Consider the following 25,892-nt stretch of genomic DNA (forward strand, 5'->3'; position numbering starts at 1 on the left):
CTTTTCTCGCTTATTTCTTCTTGGTCTTAAATTAATTAGACTTAAATTTAAGGGAAACAGAGCGATCTATCTAATCGCGCTTATTAATTGCTGCCTATGAAGAACTCCGCCTTAACCATATTTGTTTTTTGTTTATGCGGTCATATTTCTATGTTTGCACAAGTAGAGCACGAACTTTCCTTTACCATCAAGAACTTTGGCGTGAATGTAGAGGGTTCCTTCAGCGAATCTCAGGTGCTGGGAACCCTAGATCTGAACAATCCGCAGCAAACAAAATTAGAAGCAACCTTAGTTGTAGAGACCATAGATACGGGTAATTCAACCAGGGATGAGCACCTTAAAGAAGCGGAGTATTTCGATGCCGAAAACTTTCCCAAAATCCGTTTTCGCTCTACCGATTTGGCTGTTGTTGGCCTAAATAATTATCAGTTGTCTGGGATATTAACTATAAAAGGTTCTTCCGAAGAGGTAACCATACCGCTTGAATTATTGGCAGATGATTCTCAATTCTTAAAAGGAGAATTGTCTATTAACCGTTTAGACTTTGGAGTTGGTGGCAGAAGCCTTATCCTGTCCAAGACGGTAGTGATCAGCCTGCGATTAGAAGTTCCAAAATCGTGAGGACAACCCAAGCTGATGTACTTATAATTGGTGGTGGCTTGGCTGGCCTTTGCGCCGCAATAGACCTAGCTCAGGCAGGACATGAGGTTTTACTCTTTGAGCCTAAAGCATATCCAAGACACAAAGTATGCGGAGAATATATCTCCAATGAAGTGCTGCCCTATTTGAAATCACTGGGTTTTGATCCTTTTGAACATGGCGCTGTTGCGATCTCCAATTTTCTATGGACTCATCCTGATGGAAGATCCATTAGTACCCGCTTGCCTTTAGGTGGATTTGGACTCAGCAGGTATACTGCGGAGTTGGAACTGTTTAACTTGGCCAAGGCAGCTGGAGTTGATTTTGTAGCCGAGGCTGTAGTTGAAATAGAATCCGAACCCAGTGGGGTTGCTGCTACCACCAGTTCCGGGAAGTTATTTTACGGGCGAACTGGGATAGGGGCTTATGGTAAACGTTCTGTCTTGGATAAAAAGCTAGTCCGTGAGTTTATCGACCAGAAGGCCAATTTCATGGCTGCCAAGTGGCATGCTCAAGGGAGCTTTGATTCTTCTTTGGTGGCCTTACACAATTTTAAAGGTGGTTACTGCGGAGTTTCGCGGGTGGAAGAAGGCCTGATTAATTTCTGTTTTATTGCGACTTATGATGTTTTTAAAAAACATAAAAACTTGAATGAATTTATAAATCTGGAGCTTGCTTCAAATCCTGCTTTAAAGCAGTTGTTAGAACAAACCGAAATGCAATTTGAGCAACCGATCAGCATCGCGCAGATATCATTTAAAGATAAACCTCCCGTAGAAGAGCATTGGCTTATGTGTGGAGACACGGCCGGTCTTATTCATCCCTTAAGTGGCAATGGTATGAGTATGGCCATTCGTAGCGCTAGCCTTGCTGCATCAGAATTAAACACCTTTTTAAAAGGTAAAATTAACCGCGAATCAATGTTGGACAATTATGAGAACCACTGGAAATCTGAATTCAACAAACGTTTGCGTATGGGGCGGCTAGCTGCTAGGGTTTTTGCAAGTCCAAAAGCGAGTAGTCTTAGTTTAAAATTCTTAAAACTAATACCTGGTCTTTTACCGTTTTTCATAAGGCAGACTCACGGGAAATTAAAACCAAAACACCTCCATAATGAAGCATAGATCAAACGCAGCCGAGTGGATGGACGATTTAGAGATGGAAGGAGAACAGTTGCTATCCACTTTAAAGACCTTGGCCAAGATCAATGCGCGTCTTGGTGGCGATGCTGTGAGTTTAAAAGGCGTAAGGAAATTAATCAAGAGCAGCACGTCTAAAGCGGGGCTGCATTTAATTGACCTGGGATGTGGTGAAGGCAGTCAACTGCGCCATTTGGCTAATTATAGCAGGAGGCATAAGCTCAATTGGAAATTCACTGGGGTTGATGCCAATGCGGCCTGTATAGCCTTTGCTCAAGAACGTTCTGTAGACTATCCTGAAATTACCTATCTTAAAGCTGATGTTTTTGAGTGGAATATGCCCAAATGTGATATCGTCTTGGCAACCTTGTTCATGCACCACTTCGACGATGAACAAATAATGCTAATAATCGAGAAAGCAAATGCTGAGGTTGCTTTGGGTTGGGTGGTCAATGATCTGCATCGCAGCTCTATAGCTTATGGCTTGTTTTGGGCCTTGGGCTTGTTTATCCGTAACGAAATGATCATGCACGACGGTTTGCTGTCTATAAAAAAAGGTTTTAAAATAGAAGAATTAGAACATATGTCGAACTCCTTAAAGATGCAAAGTACCATTAGTTGGAACTGGGCGTATCGCTATTTGTGGTTATTGAGAAAATGAGTGTAAAGATTACAGCAGTTGCAAAAGCGCTACCCGAGTTTTCTCGAACCACTGACGAAATATTACCCTATGTTTCATCGTGGCTAGGAGATCGGGATGATCGCTTTAGGCGCAAGGTTTTAAAGATCTTTGAGGGTGCCGGAGTATCGCGGCGTTATTCGATCATGGATGCTCCAGAGGTTTTTCGGCAAACTTCTTTTGAAGACAAGAATAAGCTGTTTGTAAAGGCAGCCATAGATCTAGGCAAGGAATCTCTTGAAAAAGCCTTGGAAAAGGCTCAATGGAAGCCAGAGGAACTCGATATGCTCATCACAGTGAGCTGTACCGGGATCATGATCCCAAGTTTAGATGCCTATTTGATTAATGAATTGGGTTTACGCCAAGATGTACTGCGTTTGCCGGTCACAGAAATGGGCTGCGCAGCTGGTGTATCCGGAACCATTTATGCATATAATTTTCTTAAGGCGAATCCGAATAAGAAAGCGGCCGTTATTGCGGTGGAATCTCCTACAGCGACCTTTCAGCACAGCGATTATTCCATGGCCAATATGGTGAGTGCTGCCATTTTCGGTGACGGTGCTGCCTGTGTTTTGCTCTCTTCTGCTGCGGAGGCGAATGGACCTGAAATACTCGGAGAAGGCATGTATCATTTTTACAATGCGACGCACCTAATGGGCTTTGATCTCACTAATGAGGGCTTGCAGATGATACTCGATCCGGAGGTGCCCAATATGATCGCTTCTCATTTTAGCGATATTATACACCCCTTTTTAGAACAACACGGCAGCAGTATTGAAGCTGTGGAGCACTTGATCTTTCATCCGGGTGGACGTAAGATCGTGCAGACCGTAGACGAGCTCTTTGGCTCGGTCGGAAAATCAATTGCAGATACTCGAGCCGTGCTCGATCTGTACGGCAATATGTCCAGTGCAACGGTACTCTACGTATTGGAGCGATTTATGGAAAAAGATAATCCCGCAGGAACACAAGGCCTTATGTTAAGCTTTGGCCCTGGTTTTTCTGCACAACGCGTTTTATTACAATGGTAGGTCAAAGAAAATGGGCGCTTGTCCTTGGCGGATCACGCGGTCTTGGATTGGCTACGGCGAAAGAATTGGCGCGTCAGGGCTATAGTTTGTTGTTGGTACATCGCGATCCGAGAGCCTCTTTAGCTGAATTTGAAGAGGAAGTGGATAGTTTAAGATCTATAGCAATTGCAGTCCACACTTTTAACAAAGATGCCACGCGAGTAGAAAGTATTGCCGATCTAGTAAGTAGTTTTAAGGATATACTAAAGCAAGAAGAGTCCGTAGCCGTGATGATACACGCTATTGCCAAAGGACATGTAAAACCAATAACAACAGCTGCAGCATTATCGGGAGTCGATATGGCGATAACCTTAGAAGCCATGGCGAGTAGTTTACTACTTTGGACCCAACAATTACACAGCGCAGCGCTGTTTGCTTCGGATACGCGAATTATTAGCTATACCAGCGAGGGCAGTCATAAAGCTTGGAAACACTATGCTGCCGTTGGCGCTGCTAAAGCAGCTTTAGAAGCCATTACCAGAAGCATTGCTTTAGAATTTGCACCTTTTGGCATTCGAGCGAATTGTATTCAGGCTGGAGTAGTGGATACCGAATCCCTACGCCGAATTCCCAATGTAGAACAGATATTGAAGTTTGCAACTGCCAGAAGTCCTTTTAAACGTTTAACCACTCCAGAAGATGTAGCCCATGTGGCCGGCCTTTTGTGTCGCCCTGAGGCTGGATGGATCAACGGAGCCGTAATTCCTGTCGATGGGGGAGCGCATGTCCAATAATCGAGTCGTTATTTCTGGCATGGGGGTGGTGGCTCCCAACGGGATTGGTTTATCCGATTTTGAAAAGGCCTTGCGCAACGGCGTATCGGGTATCGAATTTATACCGCGTTTGGAAGCGCTTAATTTTGGTTGTCAAGTAGGGGGGATTCCACCTTTAGCTCAAGAGCATATCGATGCTTGTTTTAGCCCGCTGCAACTTAGAAATTTTAACAGCGACGGTATCATTTACGGCATGGTAGCAGCGCATGAGGCCTGGCGAAATGCCGGCCTTGAACCCGAAGCCGAATCTTTAGACCCTGATACAGGAGTCATTTTTGGTACCGGTACTTCGGGCATAGAAAAACTAAACGAATCCATAAAACTTGTCGACGCTCAGAAAGTTAGGCGTCTGGGAAGTAATGTGGTCATTCAAACCATGGCCAGCGGTGTAAGCGCATTTATTGCAGGTCATATTGCCGCAGGCAATCAGGTGAGCACAAATTCGTCTGCTTGTACTACCGGAACCGAAGCCCTGCTAATGGGTTACAGGCATATTAAAGGGGGTTATGCCAAACGCATGTTAGTGGGTGCTACTTGCGAACATGGCCCTTATCTCTGGGGAGGTTTTGATGCTATGCGAGTCACCAATTATCGGCATAACGACAAGCCGGAACAGGCTTCAAGGCCATTAAGTGAGACTGCTGGAGGCTTGGTCCCCGGCGCCGGAGCAGGAGCTTTTGTGTTAGAAAGTTTGGAGGCCGCCATAGAACGTGGAGCACCAATAATAGCAGAAGTGCTCGGCGGGCAGATCAATTCTGGAGGGCAGCGGAATGGAGGTACACTTACCGCTCCAAATCCGGAGGCGGTTAAAAGCTGCATTAAAGATAGTTTGGTCATGTCTGGCATTGAGGGAGCGCAAATAGATCTGATCAATGGGCATTTAACAGCAACGGTTAAAGACCCAGATGAGGTAGCCGCTTGGGCTGCTGCTCTTGGACGAGATAAGTCCAACTTTCCGTATTTACAAGCGACCAAGAGTCTGGTAGGCCATTGCTTGTCAGGTTCCGGAGCTGTAGAGCTTGTGGCCACAACTTTACAACTTCAAAAAGGTTTTGTGCATCCTTCGATCAATTCAGAGGACCTGCATCCGCAGATAGCAAAATGGGTTCCTCGCGAAAAGATTCCGCAGCAAGCCATCGATGAACAATTAGACACAGCTATTAAGGCTAGTTTTGGTTTTGGGGATGTAAATGCTTGTGTCGTATTGCGTCGCTATAATTCGTAACTTCAAGGCATACTATCACCGCAAATGTTTTTCTTTAATGAATGATGCTCAATTCTTCGATCGGCTAAAAGAGATCATAAGTCCTTATGTACAGAATCAAGAAGCCTTTAAAACACTAACTGCACAGACGCGATTTATAGAAGACCTGCAGATCAATTCCGCTAATTTGGTCGATGTTGTCTTAGATGTAGAAGATGCCTTCGACATAGAGATCGACAACGACTCTATGGAAAAGATGCTCACCGTTGAAAGTTCTTTGGCGGTAATCAAAGAAAAACTGGGAGCATGATCGGAAACGATGTTGTAGATCTCACTATCAGCAAATTTCAGTCTGAGCAGCGCTTTTGGCGTTATGCGAGAAAAATTTGTTCTGCTTTAGAGCAAGAACAATTTGGCGTGTTTGAACAGCAGGCCATTTCTATTTGGCGGTTTTGGAGCTTAAAGGAGGCAGCTTTCAAAGCGGCCATACGTTTAGGTTATGCTGAGGATTTTAGCCCCTTTAGCACTCTAGTCGTACTTTTAGACAATACCCAGTCGAAGATCTCCTTGGGTGATCTTGAGTTTTTAGGAATCTCAGAGTTAAATGGTGATTGTTTGTATGCCGAGGTCCGGCACTGCTCCGCAGCAATGAAAAAAGTAAATAGGAAATCTGCAGATCATTTAATGACTATTAAACACAAAGGGAGATTGCCTTATGTATCAATGGGGAGAGATACACTTTATCCTGCTAGTCTAAGTCATCACGGTAAGTATTACCGTTTAATTTATTGGTCCGCATGAAAGATTTTAAAGCCTTTGTGATTCAAAAACTACAGGTCGATAGACGACTCTTGGCAGTTTATGTGGTACTTTATTTTGCCTGGGGGATGGGAATGGATTGGTTTGGAGCCACAGTCCAGATAGCAACCTTTACCTATTGGTGGCAGGTGATCACGGTTTATTTGCTTTATATGATCCCGATTTCACTGGTCTTACGAGGCCTGCCTTTCCATATGCAATACGCTTACGGGCTTATTGCCATGGGGCTTTTAGAATTTGGCGGTTATGCCTTAGAAACTTCAATTGCTTTTCCGAACAATATCTTAGACCAGTTCTTCGGGGAACGAAACTTTGCCCTTGCCATGGCCTTGTTCTTTGCACTTTATTTCCCTTTGGGGAATTGGGCTGTAAGTAAGATATACAGTTTATTATGGCCTAATCAGGACGAATCGCCTTCATAAAATCTGCGATCCCTGCAATTCCTTTTTCGCGAAGCATCTTAATAAAAGCCGAACCAATGATGGCTCCCTTAGCCTTGCGTGTTGCGGCCTTGAGCGTATCTGCACTGCTAATACCAAATCCGACTATACACTCACTATTAAGTTCCATAGCGGCTATGCGATCAAAATAGGCAGTGGTCTGCTGGGAGAATCCACTTTGCGCTCCTGTAGTGCTAGCAGTGCTCACCATATAGATAAAACTATTGGAGGCTGCATCGATCTGACGAATACGCGCTTCTGAGGTCTGTGGTGTAATTAAGAAGACCATGTCCAAATTGTATTTGTCAAAGAGTGCCTTGTACTCCAATTCGTATTCCCGCAGCGGCAGATCTGGAATGATAAGACCATCTATGCCGAGTTCATTGCAGCGTTTGCAAAAGTCTTCCATCCCATACTGCATCATCGGGTTAAAATAACCCATGATGATAAGGGGAATAGTAACCTCTTCTCGTATACCTTCCAATTGTTCAAACAATTTGGCGGTAGTCATACCGTTTCGCAAGGCGTCTGTAGAGCTTTCTTGTATGGTAGGGCCGTCTGCTAGTGGGTCGCTAAAAGGTAGGCCGATCTCGATCATATCGGCTCCGGATTTTTCCAATTCTCGAATTATGGTAACGGTATCGTCTAACCTAGGAAACCCAGCTGTGAAATAAATGGACAATAGTTTTTTGTCTTGTTGTAAGGCCTGTTGAATTCTATTCATCGCTTAGGCTTAGAGTTTAAAGTATTCGATATAAGTATTGAGGTCTTTGTCGCCACGCCCGGAAAGATTAACCACCACAACATCATCTGCCCTGAATTTGCGCTCTTCAAATATGGCAAAGGCGTGGGAGGTTTCAATAGCTGGAATTATTCCTTCCAATTGACTCAAAAGAAGACCAGCTTCCATAGCCGCTTTGTCGGTAATAGAAATGAATTCTGCGCGCCCGCTTGCGTATAGGTGTGCATGCATGGGGCCTATACCTGGATAGTCTAAGCCAGCAGAGATGGAGTACGGCTCTGTGATCTGGCCGTCATCGGTTTGCATGAGCAAAGTCTTACTGCCGTGGATGATACCCGATTTCCCCAACTGCGAAGTTGCGGCACTTTCACCAGTATTCACACCTTTTCCTGCAGCTTCTACAGCAATGAGTCCAACCTCTGGGGTATTGAGGTATTCGTAATAAGCTCCTGCAGCATTAGAACCACCACCCACACAGGCCACCACGTAATCTGGGTTTTCACGCCCTTCTTTTTCGTGGAGTTGTGTTTTTATCTCCTGAGAGATCACGGCTTGGAACCGGGCCACCATATCCGGATACGGATGCGGTCCAACAACGCTACCAATAATATAGTGGGTGTCTACAGGATTGTTGATCCAATCTCTGATGGCTTCATTGGTCGCATCTTTAAGCGTTTTAGAACCTGATTCGGCCGGAACAACTTTGGCACCCAACATTTTCATGCGCGCCACATTGGGAGCTTGACGTTTAATGTCGATTGCACCCATATAAACGATACACTCCATACCCATTAGTGCGCAAACTGTTGCAGTTGCAACTCCGTGTTGCCCCGCTCCAGTTTCTGCTATGATGCGTTTTTTACCCAAGCGTTTGGCCATCAAGATCTGCCCAATGGTGTTGTTTACTTTATGCGCTCCGGTATGGCAAAGATCCTCGCGTTTTAAGTAGACTTTGCAGCCGTAATTTTCTGAGAATCTCTTGGCATAGTAGAGGGGAGTTGGTCTGCCTACATAGTCTTTAAGCAAGGCGTGAAACTCATCTTGGAAAACAGGGTCCGAGGCAATTTGAATATAATTTTGACGCAATTCCTCCACATTCGGGTAGAGCATCTCTGGGATAAAGGCGCCACCAAAATCTCCGTAATAACCGTGTTGGTCTACATTATAGTTCATAATTCATCAAGGTCTTTAATTCATCAATTTTTTTTAATCCGGGTTCTGATTCGAACTTGCTGTTCACATCGATCGCCATAATAGGAAGCGAAGTTTGAAGCAGTTCTTTTACCGCTGGGAGTTCTTCCAAACCAATACCGCCACTAATTACAATGGGTAGCTCACTTCGGTAAGCATTGAGTAGTTTCCAATCAAAGGTCTTGCCGTTGCCACCTGGAGCCGCTCCGCGGGTATCAAACAAGAAAGCATCTACTAGCTCATCAAACGGTTTCAGTTTTTTAAAATCAAATTTTTCTCCAACGGCAAAGACTTTCCAAAAGTCAATGTCGGTATGAGCCAGCTCGCGTAAAAGACTTATGTATTGTTGGTCTTCTTTGCCGTGTAATTGGACCACATCTAGCTCATGAGCTTCAATTTGTTGCAGCACATACCCTTTTGGGGCATCTACAAAAACTCCAACTTTTTTAATTCCCTCAGGAACTTCGACTGGGTCTGCGTTCATATACCTTGGAGACTTCTCGTAGAAGATAAAACCGATATAATCTGGTTTCAACTCCGCAAGTGCCGTTATATTTTTCGCCTCGCGCATGCCGCATACTTTAATCTTCATTGTGTTGTTCTTTTAGGACGTTTACAAATGCAGCGGCTGCTTCACCTGGATTTTCTGAACGCATAAAATGTTCTCCCATCAAAAAGCCGTTAAATCCTGCTTGGCGGAGCATAGCAACTGTTTGCGGGTCGCTCAGTCCACTTTCAGAGATCGGTGTAAACTCCTGCGGGATCTGCTGCAGCAGATCCAAACTGGTTTGCACATCTACTGTAAAGGTCTTCAAGTTCCTGTTATTGACTCCTATCAGATCTACTTCTGGGATGAGGTTGGCTTGCAACTCAGCTTCATTATGAACCTCTAACAAGACTTCCATCCCAAGGGATTTGGTCTTTTTGGCCAGCATGCGCAATCGGGCGGGCTCTAAGCAGGCCGCTATCAATAATATAACATCTGCACCGTGGGCCTTGGCCTCTGTTATTTGATACGGATCGATCACAAATTCTTTTCTGAGCAAAGGCATGTTCGCACTTGCTCTAGCTTGGCTCAGATCTTCTAAAGAACCTCCAAAGAAAGGTCCGTTGGTCAGGACAGACATTCCGCTGATCCCTGCAGCTTGATACCCTGAAGCAACCTCACTTACCTGAGCCTTAAAGTTTATCGAAGGCTTACTGGGCGAGCGTCGCTTGAACTCCGCAATTATACCTGTGGAGCTTTCGTTCAATGCTTTTTTAAGCGAAATGCAAGGTCTGTTGAAAAGTGGAGCCGACTCCCAATAGCTTTCTGGAAAGCTTTGTTTTCTGCGGATGAGATCCTGGGCTTGCTGCGCTATTATGCGTTCTAAGATATCCATACTAGGCGTTGGTTAGAGCAACTAATTGATTCAAATGTTTTTTGGCCTTACCGCTTTTTAGCGTTTCTAAGGCTTTTTCAAAACCTTGCTTTGGTGTACAGCCCTTTACGGTCGCAATAGCCATTCCTGCATTGGCAGCCACTACGTGGTTCTGCGCATCGGTGCCTTGTCCAGATAAGACAGTCTTAAAAATGCTAGCAGCCTCTTCTACGGTGTCTCCGCCAAAGATCTGATCCGCAGTAATACTACTAACACCAAAATCTTCTGGGGTTAATTGCTGCTCAAAACGGTTGCTAATTACCCGCGTAGCTCCGGTCAAGGATATTTCATCATAACCGTCTAGTGCATGTAAAATGGTATAGTTCTTTGCTGACTGCTGATACAAATAACCGTAAACACGAGCCAATTCTAAATTGAAAACTCCAACGAGTTGGTTCTTCGGAAAGGCAGGATTCACCATAGGTCCCAACATATTGAAAAAGGTCTTTACGCCTAATGCCTTGCGAATGCCACCAACATTTTTCATAGCTGGGTGAAAAAGCGGTGCGTGCAAGACACAAATATTAGCTTCGTCCAAACAGCGCTTTAAGATATCGGTATCGTTGGTAAATTTTACCCCCATATGTTCCATCACGTTGCTGCTGCCGCTAACAGATGAAACTCCGTAGTTACCGTGTTTGGTCACTTGTACTCCCGAGGCAGCGGTCACAAAGGAGGCCAAAGTAGAGATATTAAAGGTGTTCTTACCGTCGCCACCAGTACCGCAAAGATCTATGGTGTTGTAATCTTCTACAGGAACCGCAATGCAGAGCTCCAAGAGCGCATCACGAAAACCTTGAAGCTCTTCTACAGTAATGCTTCGCATCATATAGACGGTTAAAAAAGCAGCGATCTGCGCTTCGTTATATTGTCCGGCAGAGATATTGATCAAAATATCGCGGGCTTCTTCTTTACTCAATATTTCCTGATTGATCAGGCGATTCAATACAGCCTTCATCTATTCTTTGTTGTTTTGCTTTAACCAGTTTTTGATCATACTCTTTCCATGCGGAGTCAGCACAGATTCAGGATGAAATTGTACCCCTCTTAAGTCGTACTTTTTATGCCTTAAGGCCATGATCTGCCCAGACTCATCTACTGCGGTGATCTCTAGATCTTGTGGAAAATTTTCACGGGCAACTACCCAAGAGTGATAACGCCCTACTTGAAAGTTTTTGGGCAGTCCTGCAAAGAGTGGTTCGTCATCTACTAAACGCTCAACGTGCGTCCCAACCCCGTGGAATACTTGATCCAAATTGATTAGCGATCCTCCAAAAACTTCACCAATAGCCTGCTGGCCTAAACAAACGCCAAGCATGGATTTGGTAGGGGCAAAACGTTCTACTACAGCTTTGAGTAGACCGGCTTCCTCTGGTATTCCAGGCCCAGGAGACAAAACTATTTTATCAAAGGCGGCCACATCTTCCAGCTCGAACTGATCGTTCCTCCAAACGGTCACGTCGTCTACAAACTCGCGGATATAGTGTACCAAATTGTACACAAAGCTGTCGTAATTGTCGATCACTAATATCTTCATCTTATAAATTTTCTGCGAGTTCTAGAGCCTTGTTTAAAGCCCCTAATTTGTTGTATACTTCTTGTAATTCTTTCTCCGGATCGCTGTCGGTCACAATTCCAGCCCCTGCCTGATAATGCAATTGGTGGTTCTTGCTCACAAAGGATCGAATGATGATGGCGTGATTAAAGTTGCCCTTAAAGTCCATAAAGCCAATAGCGCCTCCGTAGAAACTGCGATTGATATTCTCGTACTTTTCCAATAACTGCATGGCCATATGTTTGGGCGCACCACTTAAGGTTCCCGCGGGGAAGGTATCGGCGACGATCTGCATGGTAGGGGTTTCGGGGTTTTTAGTTCCCACCACTTTACTTACCAAGTGGATCACATGCGAAAAGAACTGCACTTCTTTGTAGGTGGCTACTTGAATGTCTGTTCCGTGACGACTCAGGTCGTTTCTGGCCAAGTCTACAAGCATCACATGTTCACTGTTCTCTTTTTCATCGGCGGCCAGTTCTAAGGCCAGTGCCGCATCTTGCTCGTCATTTCCTGTACGTCTAAAAGTACCTGCAATAGGGTGGATCTCTGTCATTCCGTCTTTGACCACCAATTGCGCCTCAGGAGAACTTCCAAAGATCTTGAAGTTACCGTAGTCAAAGTAGAATAGGTAAGGAGAAGGGTTAACACTGCGCAAGGCTCGGTAAACATTAAACTCATCGCCGGTAAAACGCTGTGAGTAGCGTTTAGACGGAACTATCTGAAATACATCGCCGCGATTGCAGTGCTTTTTACACTGTTCTACCAAGGCCATAAACTCCTCATCTGTAGTGTTGGTGGTAACCGATCCGCTTTTTTGGAATGGGTATTTTTTATTCGTAGTGCTGCGGATAAGCTGTTCCAAGACGTCCAGATTATCTGGCCCATCAAAACAATGAGCGAACAAATAAGCCTGGTTATTAAAGTGATTTATTGCAATGATATTCTGGTAGACAGCATAGTAGATATCTGGAATTTCAAGATCGCCTTCTTTTTTGCTGATCTGAATATCCTCAAAATACTGCACGGCATCATAAGCGATAAAACCAAACAACCCATGATTTATGAATTTGTAGTCTTCGCTGTCCACCTCAAATTGCGCCGCAAAGGCCGCAATGGCTGTTGGAACATCGACATTTGAGGTAATGGTTTCTTGAGTTGTGCTGCCGTCAGGATAATTGCAGTGGATCTCATTATTAGCGACCTTAATGCTGGCAATTGGGTTACAACAGATATAGCTAAAACTATTGTCGTTAGCATGATAGTCGCTGCTTTCTAAAAGCAAGCTATTTGGGAACCTATCGCGCAACTGCAAATAGATAGAAACCGGCGTTAGCGTATCGGCTAAAAGCTGTTTGCTGAGTGTTTTTAAAGTAAATCTCTGCATGTCTTTAATAAAAAAAGACCTGTCGTGAGCGACAAGTCTTTGGTATGTTTAACGTATACAATCAGACGATCAGCCTCACGAGCTTGTGCTTTGAGCTGACCACCACCAAGTATTTACGTTTATTTGCTTCATTTGAGTTTCAAAGATAAATAGTCTGCTTTTAAATTCAAACCATCAGCATAAAAAAATCCCACCTTTAACAGGCGGGATTCTTCTCTTGGGAATGGATCCTATTAAAAGGATAGATTTACAGTCAAGTCAAAATCATCATAGATGGTCTTGTCTCCTAGATTGTCGAAGAAGCTTCCTGAACCGTAACGCACATCGAATTTAGAACGGTCAATAGTAACATTGGCTGTCATATTGTTTCCATCCTTAGTAATGTCAAAGGTGATCGGGTTGGTCTTTCCTTTAATAGTAAGGTCTGCGTTCACCGTGTAAGTGTTCCCGTTTCTAGCGGCGTTCTTAACACTTAAGGTCGCTGTAGGAAAGGCCTCAACACCAAAGAAGTCGTCAGACTTCAAGTGTCCTTCTAGTTTTTCTTTTCCTTGTCCTGCCTGCAGGTCGGTAACATTGATACTGGTCATGTCGATAACGAATTCTCCACCTACCATGGATTCTCCGTCCATCATGAAGTAACCGCTCGTGAGGTTGATAGTACCGTCATGCTGTCCAGTAACCTTTTTACCCACCCAAGTAATAGTACTGTCTTTTACCATAAGCTTTTCAACGTTCGAGGTGTTGAATGCGCTAAAGGCGATGGCTAGCAACAACAAAGCTGCTGTTTTTACGTGATTTCTCATTAGAGTTGTTTTTAAAATTTATGAATGTATGTTATTTAAATAGGTATTCAATTGCTCCAGTTCGCTCAGGTCTAATTGGTTGAGCATCTGCTGATTGTTGGATTCTACAATGGGGTCTAAAACACTTAAAAGTTCAAGTCCTTGTTCTGTAATAAATAATTCCACCTTTCTTCTGTTGGTGGCACATATTTGTCTTTTGACCAACCCTTTTTTAAGTAGCTTGTCTATTAGGCGAGTGGTATTGCTGTTAGGATCTACCATGCGCTCCGTTACCGTAGATAGATTGGCAGGGTTCCCACCTTGTCCGCGTAAGATCCGCAGTACATTATATTGCTGCCCACTTAAAGCGTATTGTTTCAAAATCCGATTTATCGATTCTTCCATAGCCCGAGCACGATACATGAGGTTGATCACCGTTTTGGTGTGCAACTGCATCGGCTTGGTGGCTTTTATGATAGATTCGATCTCCATGATTGTCTTAACAACTATTGTATATACAAATGTATTGTGAAGAATTGAATTCAAAATCTTTTTAACACAATTTTAATTGGGAGGCTAGTGTTAAAAGATTAATTCTACTGTTAAATGATTTTTGGTTACTGCCAATATTGAATATTTTTAATGACTTTAAATTCAGCAGTTTGAAACAGTCCTATTATATATATATCCTATTGCTTTTGGTGTTTCCCGTGTTTTTAGGGGCATGCAAAGAGGAAAAATCCGCAGTAAAACAAACCACAGAAGCTACCCAGACCACCTCCGAAGCAAAAGCAAGCCCAGGGACGGCTAAAGTGCCCGTTTATAAATTTGATGAGTTTGAACCCCTATTAAATAAAGACGACGGGAAAATATACGTAGTTAACTTTTGGGCTACTTGGTGTAAACCTTGTATTAAGGAGCTGCCTTATTTTGAAACAATCGCTGCCAAATACGCCGACCAAAACGTAGAAGTACTTTTGGTGAGCATTGACTTTCCTAAGCTTTTAGAAAAACAAGTAATACCATTTATTGAAAAGAACCAGATCAAATCTCCGGTAGTCCTGCTAGACGATACCGGCGCCAACGAATGGATCCCCAAAGTGGACGAAAGTTGGTCTGGAGCCATTCCGGCCACTGTGATCTATAAAGGAGACGAGCGCAAATTCTACGAGCAATCGTTCACCTTAGAAGAACTAGAACAAGAACTCAATACCTTTCTTTAAAATGCAAAAATTTAAGAACATCGCAGTTGTTGCTGTTTATGTCTTGGTGGCAACCATTGGGCTCAGCAGTTTCACGAATACAGCTTCAGATGGCTACACTGTTGGCGATAAAGTAAAAGACGTTCGCCTTAAGAACGTAGACGGAAAAATGGTTTCTATGGCAGACTATAAGGACGCCAAGGGATTCATAGTGATCTTTACCTGTAATACCTGCCCTTATGCAGTTGCCAGCGAGGACAGGATCATTGCGCTAGACAAGAAGCAGTTCAAAGGGAAAGGTTATCCGGTAATTGCCATAAACCCGAACGATCCTGCTGTACAACCAGACGATACTTATGAACTCATGCAGCAAAAAGCGAAGCAGAAGAATTTCACCTTCCCGTATCTCTATGATGAGAGCAGTACGGTCTATGCCCAGTTTGGGGCTAAAAAGACGCCACATGTTTACCTTTTACAAAAAGAAGGTGGCGATATGATGGTCAAATACATTGGCGCTATAGATGATAGTGTTCGCGATGCGGCTGGAGTTACCAAAACCTATTTAGCTGATGCAGTTAATGCCCTTTTGGCTGGCAAAGAAGTGCCGATTAAGGAAACGCGCGCTATTGGTTGTTCTGTAAAAGTATAAGCCATTTCACACATTAAAGATAAGCCGACTCATGAGGGTCGGCTTTTTTTGTTTAGTCTCGTGGTTACTGCCTAAGTATAAATATTGCAGTGATCCACAGCCTAGCACAAGTGGTGACAAGTCTGGCTACATGTCCTTGTCTGGGCTTGCTTAGGAGCTTTTTTGTGAAAATTCTGGTGTGAATTTTGATGGTTATACTTAACTTTGAACATACTAAAAGCTCTTAAACAAAGTTTATTAGACTATGATTGATCTTACAAGCGACGCCTGGCAAGACCAGATAGCGCAAGACCCTGAAGCCGTTATTATCGATGTGCGAACTGCGGAGGAGATAGAAGAAGGATATATTCCGGCTGCCTTGCATATGGACATTTATCAACCACAAGCTTTTATGGAAGCGGTGAGTGCTTTGGACCCTAACAAAAATTATTATGTCTATTGCCGTTCGGGCGGCCGCAGTGCTCAGGCCTGCGCCGTATTAGAATCCGTAGGGATTGCTACCACTTACAATTTATTGGGTGGTTTTTCTGAGTGGGATGGAGACGTAACCAAGTAAAAAATTAGTACCCATGAAACGCGCCTTTTTATTTTTAATCCTTGTTTTGGCTCTTGGAATAATTCAATCCTGTACCGAGACCAAGGCCGGTGAGATACAGCAGATCACTGTCGAGCAAATGAGCGAAGCTCTGAAAGACAGCAGTATTCAATTGGTTGATGTTCGTACCGGTCAGGAATTTCTGGAAGGTCATTTGAAGAACTCGCACAACATCTGTGTGACCGACGATGACTTTGCCGAAAAGGCCGCAACACTAGACAAAGACAAGCCTGTTTATGTGTATTGCAAAAAGGGTGGACGTTCTGCTAGAGCTGCTGAGATCTTAAAAGAAATGGGCTTTAAAAAAATCTATGATCTAGAAGGAGGTATTGTGCTCTGGGAAGAATCGGGTCAGGAAACCGAAAAGGAACAATCCTAAAAAAGACGATTCTAAAGATCTTAAAGCCGCTTCATTTTGAAGCGGCTTTTTTTATCTTGCGCTACATGCAGAAAGAAGCGCAATTATATACGCTGTTCAACTCTAAAGGAACCAAAGTTACCCTTAGCAACGCTGGGGCCGCTATCACTGATATTCAGTTTCTTGATAAGCACGGCCTGCTACAACACTTGGTTGCGGGCTTTGATAGGGTAGAAGATTATCTATCTACAAAGACCAAGACTTGGAATCTGTGTCTCGGGGCAAGTGTAGGTCGCGTGGCCAACAGGATCTCCGGCGGAGGGTTTCATCTAGGTGGTCAGTTCTACGCCCTGCCTCAGAACAACGACATGCATCTGCACAGCGAAAGCTGTGGCTTTCAACATCAGATCTGGACGGTAAAAGAACAAACAAATAACAAGCTAGTATTTGCTATAGCACAACAGGCCGGAAGTTGCGGATATCCGGGAACTATTAACGTTAGCGCTACTTATACCCTCAATGAGGAAAACGAATTGTCACTGGTTTATGAGGCCACTACGGATTCAACAACGGTATTGAATCTATGTAATCATGCCTATTTCAATTTGGCGGGTACAGGCAGTATTTTAGACCATCGATTGTATATCCCTTCTGAACGTTTTTTGGAAACTGACGCGCAGTTGGTGCCAACAGGAAAACTGTTAGACACTAAAACATATAACAAGGACTTTTCTGTGCAGGCTCGGGTAGGAGACAGAATTGGAGCAGGCTTGGATATGACTTATGTACTAGAAAAAAAACACCAACCCTTACGACTCTTTGCATCAGAGACTGGAATTGAAATGCAGGTGGTGAGCAATCAGCTTGCGGTACAGGTTTATACTCCACCTTCCTTTAAAGGTTTAGGGATTAGAGGTGATAACAATGCAGATTTCCCAGCCATTTGCCTCGAAATGCAAGGCTATCCGGATGCGCCAAACCGCCCGGAATTCCCATCAATAGTGGTGCAACCAGATAAGGTGTATCGCTCAGCGACCACCTATAGTTTTTCGGTAATTAAGTAAGAGAAGAGTTTAGAAACGCTCCTGGATCTCTATCATGAGTCCAAGAATAAAGCACACTACGATAGTTCCAATTACGATGCCGCCTACGCCCATTTTTTTAGTTTTTTGAGTTGGTCAAAGATAGGTAATTTCTAAATTTTTAAGAACGGTTATTGGGTGATTTTCACTGTATGTTATTTATATAATATGACAGTATTACATTTAGAAGAAGGTGGAGCCGGGGAGAGTACCTCCTTCACTTCGTTCAGTCGGTGCTCACTCCTAACCAATGTTGCCATCTCGATACAATTTTTGCTATGCAAAAATCACTCGATGACCGTATTCAAAATAAAAAGACGTGGAGCCGGGGATTGACTCAAACACTCTGTGTTTTCGTCGGGCCCCTGTTTCTGCGGTACTGCAATTACAACTGCCAATTTCTTCGAAATTGATGTCTAAAACTTTACTCCCTCAAAATCGCAAGCGTTTTGGAGTCGCTTCGTTTTAGCCAACTCGCAGTTGTGATTGATCCTGGAGCCGGGGACTGCCAAGCGTTTAAAAAACATCCGGTGGATGTTTTTAGCGAGGCATAGGCCTGCCGCGTGGGAAGTAATAGTCACTAAATTAATTCTCGATCAAAAAGTATTCTCAAAAGAAACTATGCTTGGGGAGTTCGCTCTCCCCGAGCGGAACAAAAAAAGCCACCCGAAGGTGGCTTCTTTTTGTGGAGCCGGGGAGAGTCGAACTCCCGTCCAAACAGGCAATTCAAATGCTTTCTACATATTTAGTCTTTAATTGATTGTCGGCCTGGCCCCGGTCAAAGACTACCAAGAACAGGCTTAGCTTCAATTTGAGTTTCGCTGCTTTATCAAAGCCCTAAAGCGGCTAGGTTTACTTTTACGAACGCTCTATATCGAATGCCGTAAACCAAGGCTTTCGAGAGCGTTCCTGCTTGTCTACCTAGTAGACCGAGGCATTATCCTACTATAATTCAGATTATGCAGCTAGGGCGTAGTTATTCTCGCCGTTTAAAAAGTGTGAATCATGAGATTAACGAGCTGTGGTCCAGCGCTCGATATGCTTACATTTCAATTGGTCCCGCTGTCAAAACCAGTCGGCCCCTGAAATCCCTGCGAAAGCGGGGATCTTATAATTAAAATTCCACGAATTTCAGTTTTCAATGAACGGTTGTGGCGTTCCCCGCTTTCGGCGGGTCGGGCTTTCGGCAGTCGCTCCGTGCAGTGAGTTATCACTACTTCACGGGAGCTCCAACAAAGCCTCAATCCCTAACGCACAGGCTCGCAAAGATACACGAAATACTGTATCTTTGCTCGCCTTACTAATTGAACAAAAAGTATTCCAAATGCCAGTAAAATTCGCCATAATCAAAGAACGCAAGTCTCCACCAGACAAAAGAGTGGTTTTTTCACCCCAAAAGTGTCAGGAAGTCATGCAAAGCTTTCCGGAGGCGGAGTTAGTGGCAGAATCCAGTGATATTCGCATTTTTAAGGACCAAGCTTACTCAGATGCAGGTGTTGCTGTGCAAGAAGATGTCAGCAAAGCAGATGTGATGTTGGGTGTTAAGGAGGTTCCAGTTGAGGCACTGATTCCCAATAAAAAATACTTTTTCTTTTCGCACACCATAAAGAAGCAGCCGTATAACAGAAAGCTACTCCAAGCCATTTTAGACAAAAAGATCGAGCTTTATGATCATGAGACCATTGTCAAGGCCAATGGCGCGAGACTCATCGGGTTTGGGCGCTATGCCGGATTGGTTGGAGCTTACAACGGTTTCCGTTTATTAGGAATTCGCGACGGCTTGTTCGAATTGCCTAAGGTTGAAAACTTAGCAGACTTAAAAGAGGTTAAGGCAGAATTAGACAAGATCAGCTTGCCAAATATCCGCATCATCCTAAGTGGAACGGGTAAGGTTGCTAAAGGCGCCAAAGAGATCTTAGACCATTTGCAAATCCGTGAGGTCACCGATGCCGACTATTTGTCTAAGTCTTATGACGAGCCTGTATATTGCATGATCGATGTGACCGAATACAACAAGCGCATCGATGGCGCTCCTATGGATAAATACGCCTTTTACGCTGATCCGACGGGCTACGAAAGTGACTTGATGCAATACGCCAAGGTGAGCGATATGTTTATCACAGGGCATTTTTACGGCGACGGTGCTCCTTATTTATTTACTCGTGAAGACGCGCGTCACCCAGATTTCAACATCAATCTGGTGGCAGATGTCTCTTGCGATATCGACGGGCCTATTGCTTCCACGATTCGCCCATCAACCATAGCCGATCCTTTTTACGGTTATGATCCGCAGACAGAATCCGAAGTAGATTTTAAAGCTCCAGGTGCAATCGCTGTAATGGCGGTAGATAATTTGCCTTGTGAATTGCCCAAGGATGCCTCAGAAGGGTTTGGCGATATGTTTATGGAGCACGTAATCCCGGCCTTCTTCAATGGTGACAAGAAAGGCATATTAGAACGCGCCCGAATGACAACCTCAGAAGGTACGCTTACTGAACGCTTTGCCTATTTACAAGATTACGTAGACGGAAAGGAGTGATTAGCGCTCTGTATTTATCAATCTGTAGATCAAAATTGCCGCTCTAGCCGTTAGCGCTTCTATGGTATTGAGATTCACGGTCTCTTCTGGAGTATGTGCTCCGGAGCCCATAGTGCCTAGGCCGTCCAGACAGTCTACATACTGCGCTACAAAGGAAACATCTGCAGCTCCACGTCGGCCTGGATCCCAAGCTTCAACGCCGCCTTGGCCCATGTCTATACTCACTTGATTGAGTACTTCCAATAAGGCCTTATTACCTGCAGAGGGTGGCATGGCTGGGTAAGAATCTATAAAGCTGATCTCTGCAGAGGTCATGGGTAAATTATTGGCAACAATCTCTCGCATTTTAGCACGTGCCTCATCTTTTTGTTGTTCCGTAATAAAACGTAAGCCGCCTTTTACCACGGCAGTTTGTGCAACCACATTGGATTTACCATAAGCTTCTCCTTTGGAGTTGGCTTCGTCGTATTCTACAAAGGTTCCACCTAAAATATGCCCGGGGTTAAAGGTGAGGTATTCTGGCCCCTTCACTTCATTGTAGAATTCATTTAAAATACGTGACATCTCAAAGATCGCTCCTGCACCTATCCCATCTCTAAATACGCCAGAGGAATGGGCGCGTTTTCCGCTTGTGGTAACCTTCCAGCCCGAGGCACCTCTACGGGCAATGGTCGCATTGTTGAATCCAGTAGCGGTTTCAAATCCTAAGGCTATGTCGCTGCGTTTGGCGGCATTTATAAGTTCTGCACGGCTAATACTCAAGGGTTTTCCGGTGGATTCTTCGTCACCAGTGAAGGCAGCAATGATCTGGGCATCGTCTAAAAGACCGTTGTCTTGTAATGCTTTTAGTGCGTATAAGATCACTACATTGCCTCCTTTCATGTCGTTTCCGCCAGGGGCATGAGCAATGCTATCATTGACCATTTTAAACTCTTGAAAAGGACTATCGGCCTCGAAAACCGTATCTAAGTGTCCAATGAGTAAAAGGCGCTTTCCGCTATCGCCTTTTGTTTCTGCGAAAAGATGTCCAGCGCGGTTCATCTCCGCTGGCATATCTATCCAAGTGGTTTCGAATCCGATGTCTTTAAATCCCTTGGCCATAAAATCGCCTACAGCTTTAACGCCTTCTAGATTCAAGGTTCCAGAATTAATATTAACTACTGCTTTTAGAAAATCCAGCTGTTCGGCTTTGTTGGCCGCCACGGCAACAATGATCTTTTTTTCAACTTCGGATAGCTCTTGACCATTGCCTAGAAATGGAAGCGCCAGCATTAACAGAAAGCAGTAGTATTTTTTCATTTTGTTATGGTTTTTAGTTGCCGTAAAGTTCTTTAGAAGCTTCTTCGTATTTGTCGCCTGCAGTCCAAGTAGGAGTTACAGGATCGTTCCCTATGAGGCGTCCTGCCAATACATAAGACTTGAAGAACTTTTCCATATACTCATAATCAATGTTGTCTGCCTCATCTCCAGGTCTGTGGTAGTATTTGGTCACATCGCCGTTAAAGGCCGTAAAGCCCAAACTGAAGGTAGGAGCAGGAATACCTACGCGGGCAAAATTCACATTGTCAGAGCGGTCAAACAAGCCTTGTTCTGGAGCTGGGTCATCTACTGCCGTCAAGCCAAATTGCTTGCAGGCATTTTTAATATGATCTGCTGCAGTAGTTCTGGGTAAACCAATAATTGTAGCCAAGGAGGTATCATTGTAGCCGGCGTTGTCACTGTTAAAACAGTAGACCATCTTATTCAATGGCAGTATAGGATTCTCCACATAATAGCGGCTGCCTAAAAGCCCCATTTCTTCTCCGGTAAATAAAATGAACAAGGCCGATCTTTTAGTAGGATATTTGGCTAGGTTCTCTGCCATACTCAATACAGTGGTCACCCCAACGGCATTGTCTCTAGCTCCGTTGTAAATAGTATCTCCTGTGGCATCTGGAGTACCAATGCCCACGTGGTCATAGTGCCCGGAATAAATGATGAATTCTTCTTTCAACTTCGGATCCGAGCCTTCTACCCACCCTACAACATTGTAGCTGTCTAATTTTTCGGCGGCCTTTTTGGCCATGGTAAAACTTCCTTCCGGATTCTTTTGCCAGAGTCCTGCAGCAATGGTTCCTCCCGTATCCTTTACCCAAAGAAAGGGTATGCTGTCTTCTTCGTCTTCAGAGCTCGCAAGTCCAACTCGTGGCTCGTTGAATTGGTGATCTATAAAGTCCCAGATCTGGTCGTTGGTGTCTATAAATTCTATAACGCCAATAGCTCCGTTCTTTTTGGCTAAGGCAGTTTTATCACCTATTAGACCAAAGGCTTGCTGAGCCCCGCCACCTTCTTCGTTTCCGGCTTTTACAATAACCACTTTACCTTTAACATCAACATCTTGGTAGTCGGCTTCTAGTCCAAAGCCCATATAAACCATTGTTCCGCTGTAGTCCACATTACCTTGGCTCATGGCCACAGCATTTTCCATTTTTTGCCCATTGACGGTCAATTTTATTGCTTCTGGTGGGAAATTCTTCTGCATCGGCATGGCCTGGAAGTAACTTCCTGTTGCCGGATCTGGTTTAACTCCGTAGCTGCGAAGTTGGGTAGCCAGATAGGTCGCTGCAATTTTAAGTTCGGGGGTTCCTGTTTGTCGCCCTTTTAATAAATCGTCCGCTAGAAAATAAATATGTCCTTCTATGTTGGAACGACTCACGGTCTCTTCTACTATTTGTACATCAGATTGGGCCAAAGGCGCAAGTCCGCAGAAAAGGAAAGCAATAAAGAATAGTGTTTTTTGCATGATGAATGTTTTGATTTAGTCCCCTAAAAATAGTCAATTCATTGGGGATAGAAAGCTTGCTATGGGTTTATAAGAAGGAATTATAATTTCTTTAAGCATATTTTGTTTAATAAATAGTAATTTTGTTTAAACAAAAAGTAAACCATGAAGACCTATTTAGTGATCAGTGGAACAAGTGGTATCGGCGCGGCTTTAGTAAAAATGCTGGGCGAGCAAGGCCACAGGGTCATAGCGACTTATAATTCCACAACACCGCAAGAACTAGACAATGTATCGTTTCATCAGTTAGATGTAACCGACGAGAATGCAGCTATGCCAGAACTCCCAGATGCCATAGCCGGCTTGGTGTATTGCCCAGGTGCGATTAATCTATTGCCTTTCAAGCGACTTAAGAAAGAAAATATCCAAGCAGATTTTGACCTGCAGGTTGGCGGAGCTGTTCGCGCTATTCAACACGCTTTAGAGCCGTTAAAGAATGGCAAGGGTTCTGTGGTCATGTTTTCAACGGTTGCCGTGCAGTCTGGTTTTAATTTTCATACGCAGGTGGCTATGTCTAAAGGTGCTATAGAGGGACTCACGCGTGCCTTAGCTGCAGAACTTGCCCCAACGGTGCGTGTCAATGCAATTGCGCCTTCAATTACCGATACACCTTTGGCTTCGCGCTTATTGAGTTCTGACGATAAGAAAGAAGCCAACGCCAAAAGGCATCCGCTTCAAAAGATCGGCGCTCCAGAAGATATAGCTAATGCAGCCTCTTTTTTACTAAATGACTCTTCTAGTTGGATCACCGGACAGGTGCTACAAGTAGACGGGGGAATCTCAACTTTAAAAGTGTAATCATGTTTGGATTGTTCAAAAAGAAATCGGAATTGGAAAAGCTCAGCGAAGCTTACGCTAAAGCCATGGCAGACGCACAACGCTTGTCTACCTCTAACAGAAAGGCCAGCGACGAAATGTACGCCAAGGCTGAAGAGATCAACAAGAAAATTGATGCCATTCAAAACGCAAACTAATGGGATTCTATCAGTTTAAACGCAGTCAGAAAATACCGGCCACCATTGAAGAGGTATGGGATTTTATTTCATCTCCTGCCAATTTAAAAGAGATCACACCGGATTATATGGGGTTCGACATTACCTCAGAAGATCTGCCCGAAAAGATGTATCCGGGGATGATAATCAGTTATGTCGTAAAACCCTTACTCAGTATTCCTACAACTTGGGTCACGGAGATCACTAAAGTGACCGACAAAGCCTATTTTATAGACGAGCAGCGCGTGGGGCCATATAAGCTGTGGCATCATCAACATTTCATTGAGCCGATAGAAGGTGGTGTTTTGATGCGCGATATTGTTTCGTACCAGCCTCCTTTTGGAATTCTGGGAGCTATTATGAACAGCTTGGTCATTCGCAAGAAGCTCAGAGAGATCTTTGATTATCGCGTTCAGGCTGTAAATAAACGCTTCGGAGAGTTTAAATGATGTTAGACGAAAGAGCCATAGACCGCATTATTGAGATGGCTTGGGAAGATCGCACTCCCTTTGAGGCCATTGATGCTCAGTTTGGATTGCCTGAGAAAGAGGTGATCAAACTCATGAGGCGCGAGCTGAAACGCTCTAGTTTTAATTTGTGGCGCAAGCGCGTTAACAGCGGACTTAGCCAAAAGCACCTTAAGAAACGAAACCCAGAAATAGGCCGATTTAAATGCAGTCGTCAACGACAAATAACCGGAAACAAGATCAGCAAACGCTAGACTTTCCAACCGATTTTGATGCGATTCAGAAACGGGTCGAGGCCATACGCCCTAAGCGATATGCCAAGACGCGTAACTTTATCAATGGGGATGTAACCTATTTGTCGCCCTATATTTCGCGTGGCGTTATTTCTACCAAGTACGTCTTGGACTTTCTCAAAGCAGAAGGCTACAAGAAATACGAGGTCGAAAAATTTGTGCAGGAACTGGCCTGGAGAGACTATTGGCAGACCTTGTGGAAAGATCAAGGCGATAACATCAACCAAGATTTTAAACGTCCGCAACCAGATGTAATACATCATCAAATGGTCGCCTCAGTTGACCAATCTGAAACAGGTATTGCAGCCATAGATAGCGCCATTGAGCAATTGTACAGTAGTGGATATATGCACAATCACATCCGCATGTATACCGCAGCCATTGCGTGTAATCAAGCCGGAGCGCACTGGAAGCAACCGGCTCGTTGGATGTACTATCATTTACTAGACGGCGATTGGGCGAGCAATGCCTTAAGTTGGCAGTGGGTGGCTGGTAGCAATGCTGGCAAAAAGTATATTGCCAATCAAGACAACATCAACAAATACACCTTTAGTAAACAGAAAGGCACTTTTCTGGACGTGACCTATGAGGAGCTTGCAGTACTGGAACAACCCTCTGAACTTTCAGCCATTAGCGACTGGGACCTCGAAACGCCTTTACCCAAAACAACGAAGCTTCAAATTGATGAGTCCTTGCCAACGGCGGTCTATAATTATTACAATTTGGATCCACGGTGGTTGGCAGATACTGAGATGAACAGAATAATGCTCTGGGAGCCAGAAGTTTTTGAGCAGTACCCGATAGGCCAAAAAGCTGTTAATTTTGCCATAGCACTGGGCGAGAATATTCCCAATTTGCAGCACTTTGTTGGCAGTTTTAATGCCCTTGAAGCAAACTTAGGCGCTTCAAAGATTCATTACAAGGAGCATCCTTTGAATATCGATTATCGCGGAACCGAGCACCCTCGCAATTGGATGACTAGCGTACAAGGAACCCACCGCTCTTTCTTTGCTTTTTGGAAAAAAGCGGAAAAGGAGTTGCGCTTTTGAGTCGCCC

The 25,892-nt window shown here is 44.2% G+C and carries 31 protein-coding genes and 1 other RNA gene; 20 read left to right on the top strand and 12 right to left on the bottom strand.

What is annotated here, in order from left to right:
- Positions 1-150: 150 nt before the first annotated feature.
- Genes AC0J2F_RS10760 through AC0J2F_RS10800 form a run of 9 tightly spaced genes read left to right on the top strand, consistent with a single transcriptional unit; the run spans position 151 to position 6,745 of the window.
- Entirely contained in the window at positions 151-621 is a 471-nt protein-coding gene (locus tag AC0J2F_RS10760) for a YceI family protein (protein WP_473007645.1), read from the top strand.
- On the top strand, positions 618-1,763 hold the full coding sequence (locus tag AC0J2F_RS10765) for an NAD(P)/FAD-dependent oxidoreductase (RefSeq protein WP_473007646.1): 1,146 nt from the start codon (positions 618-620) through the stop codon (positions 1,761-1,763). Before AC0J2F_RS10760 ends, AC0J2F_RS10765 begins: the two co-directional genes overlap by 4 nt.
- The gene (locus tag AC0J2F_RS10770; protein WP_473007647.1) at positions 1,753-2,439 is read left to right on the top strand and encodes a methyltransferase domain-containing protein; all 687 of its coding nucleotides are present in this window, start codon (positions 1,753-1,755) and stop codon (positions 2,437-2,439) included. The genes AC0J2F_RS10765 and AC0J2F_RS10770 overlap by 11 nt, the downstream gene beginning before the upstream one ends.
- Entirely contained in the window at positions 2,436-3,488 is a 1,053-nt protein-coding gene (locus AC0J2F_RS10775) for a type III polyketide synthase (protein ID WP_473007648.1), read from the top strand. The genes AC0J2F_RS10770 and AC0J2F_RS10775 overlap by 4 nt, the downstream gene beginning before the upstream one ends.
- Entirely contained in the window at positions 3,482-4,261 is a 780-nt protein-coding gene (locus tag AC0J2F_RS10780) for an SDR family oxidoreductase (protein ID WP_473007649.1), read from the top strand. Before AC0J2F_RS10775 ends, AC0J2F_RS10780 begins: the two co-directional genes overlap by 7 nt.
- The gene (locus tag AC0J2F_RS10785; protein WP_473007650.1) at positions 4,239-5,525 is read left to right on the top strand and encodes a beta-ketoacyl-[acyl-carrier-protein] synthase family protein; all 1,287 of its coding nucleotides are present in this window, start codon (positions 4,239-4,241) and stop codon (positions 5,523-5,525) included. The genes AC0J2F_RS10780 and AC0J2F_RS10785 overlap by 23 nt, the downstream gene beginning before the upstream one ends.
- A gap of 37 nt (positions 5,526-5,562) precedes the next feature.
- Positions 5,563-5,814: an acyl carrier protein gene (locus AC0J2F_RS10790; RefSeq protein WP_473007651.1), complete on the top strand. Its 252-nt coding sequence runs from the start codon at positions 5,563-5,565 to the stop codon at positions 5,812-5,814.
- Complete coding sequence (locus AC0J2F_RS10795) at positions 5,811-6,305, top strand: 4'-phosphopantetheinyl transferase family protein (protein ID WP_473007652.1); 495 nt, start codon at positions 5,811-5,813, stop codon at positions 6,303-6,305. The genes AC0J2F_RS10790 and AC0J2F_RS10795 overlap by 4 nt, the downstream gene beginning before the upstream one ends.
- Positions 6,302-6,745, top strand: a complete 444-nt coding sequence (locus AC0J2F_RS10800) for a hypothetical protein (RefSeq protein ID WP_473007653.1) — start codon at positions 6,302-6,304, stop codon at positions 6,743-6,745. The genes AC0J2F_RS10795 and AC0J2F_RS10800 overlap by 4 nt, the downstream gene beginning before the upstream one ends.
- Here the strand turns inward: AC0J2F_RS10800 and trpA are convergent.
- From trpA to AC0J2F_RS10845, 9 genes are all read right to left on the bottom strand, one after another.
- The gene (gene trpA / locus AC0J2F_RS10805; protein WP_473007654.1) at positions 6,720-7,487 is read right to left on the bottom strand and encodes a tryptophan synthase subunit alpha; all 768 of its coding nucleotides are present in this window, start codon (positions 7,485-7,487) and stop codon (positions 6,720-6,722) included. The two genes, AC0J2F_RS10800 and trpA, sit on opposite strands and share 26 nt — an antisense overlap.
- 9 nt (positions 7,488-7,496) lie before the next feature.
- Complete coding sequence (gene trpB / locus AC0J2F_RS10810) at positions 7,497-8,678, bottom strand: tryptophan synthase subunit beta (RefSeq protein WP_473007655.1); 1,182 nt, start codon at positions 8,676-8,678, stop codon at positions 7,497-7,499.
- Positions 8,668-9,288 (bottom strand): phosphoribosylanthranilate isomerase, encoded by a 621-nt coding sequence (locus AC0J2F_RS10815; protein WP_473007656.1) that lies wholly within the window; start codon positions 9,286-9,288, stop codon positions 8,668-8,670. Before AC0J2F_RS10815 ends, trpB begins: the two co-directional genes overlap by 11 nt.
- Complete coding sequence (gene trpC / locus AC0J2F_RS10820) at positions 9,278-10,078, bottom strand: indole-3-glycerol phosphate synthase TrpC (RefSeq protein WP_473007657.1); 801 nt, start codon at positions 10,076-10,078, stop codon at positions 9,278-9,280. The genes AC0J2F_RS10815 and trpC overlap by 11 nt, the downstream gene beginning before the upstream one ends.
- Before the next feature lies 1 nt (position 10,079).
- Positions 10,080-11,075: an anthranilate phosphoribosyltransferase gene (trpD, locus tag AC0J2F_RS10825; protein ID WP_473007658.1), complete on the bottom strand. Its 996-nt coding sequence runs from the start codon at positions 11,073-11,075 to the stop codon at positions 10,080-10,082.
- Complete coding sequence (locus AC0J2F_RS10830; protein ID WP_473007659.1) at positions 11,076-11,654, bottom strand: anthranilate synthase component II; 579 nt, start codon at positions 11,652-11,654, stop codon at positions 11,076-11,078.
- A gap of 1 nt (position 11,655) precedes the next feature.
- Positions 11,656-13,056 (bottom strand): anthranilate synthase component I family protein, encoded by a 1,401-nt coding sequence (locus AC0J2F_RS10835; protein WP_473007660.1) that lies wholly within the window; start codon positions 13,054-13,056, stop codon positions 11,656-11,658.
- A 233-nt stretch (positions 13,057-13,289) separates the two neighbouring features.
- Positions 13,290-13,859, bottom strand: coding sequence for a YceI family protein (locus AC0J2F_RS10840; protein ID WP_473007661.1), 570 nt, complete (start codon positions 13,857-13,859; stop codon positions 13,290-13,292).
- Between the two features lie 18 nt (positions 13,860-13,877).
- Entirely contained in the window at positions 13,878-14,330 is a 453-nt protein-coding gene (locus AC0J2F_RS10845; RefSeq protein ID WP_473007662.1) for a MarR family winged helix-turn-helix transcriptional regulator, read from the bottom strand.
- 170 nt (positions 14,331-14,500) lie between these two features.
- Here AC0J2F_RS10845 and AC0J2F_RS10850 point away from each other — a divergent pair, with 170 nt between their 5' ends.
- The 5 genes from AC0J2F_RS10850 to AC0J2F_RS10870 all read left to right on the top strand — a co-directional run bounded on the left by AC0J2F_RS10850 (position 14,501) and on the right by AC0J2F_RS10870 (position 17,706).
- Entirely contained in the window at positions 14,501-15,061 is a 561-nt protein-coding gene (locus AC0J2F_RS10850) for a TlpA disulfide reductase family protein (protein ID WP_473007663.1), read from the top strand.
- 1 nt (position 15,062) lies between these two features.
- Positions 15,063-15,689: a thioredoxin family protein gene (locus AC0J2F_RS10855; RefSeq protein WP_473007664.1), complete on the top strand. Its 627-nt coding sequence runs from the start codon at positions 15,063-15,065 to the stop codon at positions 15,687-15,689.
- Between the two features lie 244 nt (positions 15,690-15,933).
- Positions 15,934-16,245 carry a rhodanese-like domain-containing protein gene (locus AC0J2F_RS10860; protein ID WP_473007665.1) on the top strand — a complete coding sequence of 104 codons (312 nt, stop codon included), beginning with the start codon at positions 15,934-15,936 and terminating at the stop codon, positions 16,243-16,245.
- A gap of 13 nt (positions 16,246-16,258) precedes the next feature.
- On the top strand, positions 16,259-16,663 hold the full coding sequence (locus AC0J2F_RS10865) for a rhodanese-like domain-containing protein (protein WP_473007666.1): 405 nt from the start codon (positions 16,259-16,261) through the stop codon (positions 16,661-16,663).
- 65 nt (positions 16,664-16,728) lie between these two features.
- Positions 16,729-17,706: an aldose epimerase family protein gene (locus tag AC0J2F_RS10870; protein WP_473007667.1), complete on the top strand. Its 978-nt coding sequence runs from the start codon at positions 16,729-16,731 to the stop codon at positions 17,704-17,706.
- Positions 17,707-18,407: 701 nt separating this feature from the next.
- On the opposite strand, the gene ssrA is transcribed toward AC0J2F_RS10870, so the two are convergent.
- Positions 18,408-18,807, bottom strand: a transfer-messenger RNA (tmRNA) gene (gene ssrA / locus AC0J2F_RS10875).
- A 241-nt stretch (positions 18,808-19,048) separates the two neighbouring features.
- On the opposite strand from ssrA, the gene AC0J2F_RS10880 reads away from it, so the two are divergent.
- Entirely contained in the window at positions 19,049-20,263 is a 1,215-nt protein-coding gene (locus AC0J2F_RS10880) for an NAD(P)-dependent oxidoreductase (protein ID WP_473007668.1), read from the top strand.
- On the opposite strand, the gene AC0J2F_RS10885 is transcribed toward AC0J2F_RS10880, so the two are convergent.
- Both AC0J2F_RS10885 and AC0J2F_RS10890 read right to left on the bottom strand, forming a co-directional pair.
- Positions 20,264-21,562 (bottom strand): M20/M25/M40 family metallo-hydrolase, encoded by a 1,299-nt coding sequence (locus AC0J2F_RS10885; RefSeq protein ID WP_473007669.1) that lies wholly within the window; start codon positions 21,560-21,562, stop codon positions 20,264-20,266.
- A gap of 13 nt (positions 21,563-21,575) precedes the next feature.
- Complete coding sequence (locus AC0J2F_RS10890) at positions 21,576-23,045, bottom strand: M28 family peptidase (protein ID WP_473007670.1); 1,470 nt, start codon at positions 23,043-23,045, stop codon at positions 21,576-21,578.
- A gap of 144 nt (positions 23,046-23,189) precedes the next feature.
- Between AC0J2F_RS10890 and AC0J2F_RS10895 the strand changes: the two genes are divergently transcribed.
- From AC0J2F_RS10895 to AC0J2F_RS10915, 5 genes are read left to right on the top strand one after another with little or no spacing between them, the layout of a single operon-like run.
- Complete coding sequence (locus AC0J2F_RS10895; RefSeq protein WP_473007671.1) at positions 23,190-23,882, top strand: SDR family NAD(P)-dependent oxidoreductase; 693 nt, start codon at positions 23,190-23,192, stop codon at positions 23,880-23,882.
- A 2-nt stretch (positions 23,883-23,884) separates the two neighbouring features.
- The gene (locus AC0J2F_RS10900; RefSeq protein ID WP_291187963.1) at positions 23,885-24,058 is read left to right on the top strand and encodes a Lacal_2735 family protein; all 174 of its coding nucleotides are present in this window, start codon (positions 23,885-23,887) and stop codon (positions 24,056-24,058) included.
- On the top strand, positions 24,058-24,525 hold the full coding sequence (locus tag AC0J2F_RS10905) for an SRPBCC family protein (protein ID WP_473007672.1): 468 nt from the start codon (positions 24,058-24,060) through the stop codon (positions 24,523-24,525). Before AC0J2F_RS10900 ends, AC0J2F_RS10905 begins: the two co-directional genes overlap by 1 nt.
- A complete protein-coding gene (locus AC0J2F_RS10910) occupies positions 24,522-24,797 on the top strand; it encodes a TIGR03643 family protein (protein ID WP_473007673.1) in 276 nt (91 codons plus the stop codon). The genes AC0J2F_RS10905 and AC0J2F_RS10910 overlap by 4 nt, the downstream gene beginning before the upstream one ends.
- Positions 24,749-25,885 (top strand): FAD-binding domain-containing protein, encoded by a 1,137-nt coding sequence (locus AC0J2F_RS10915; RefSeq protein ID WP_473007674.1) that lies wholly within the window; start codon positions 24,749-24,751, stop codon positions 25,883-25,885. Before AC0J2F_RS10910 ends, AC0J2F_RS10915 begins: the two co-directional genes overlap by 49 nt.
- The last annotated feature ends 7 nt before the right edge of the window (positions 25,886-25,892 follow it).

The organism is Gilvibacter sp. CC01, assembly GCF_055755295.1.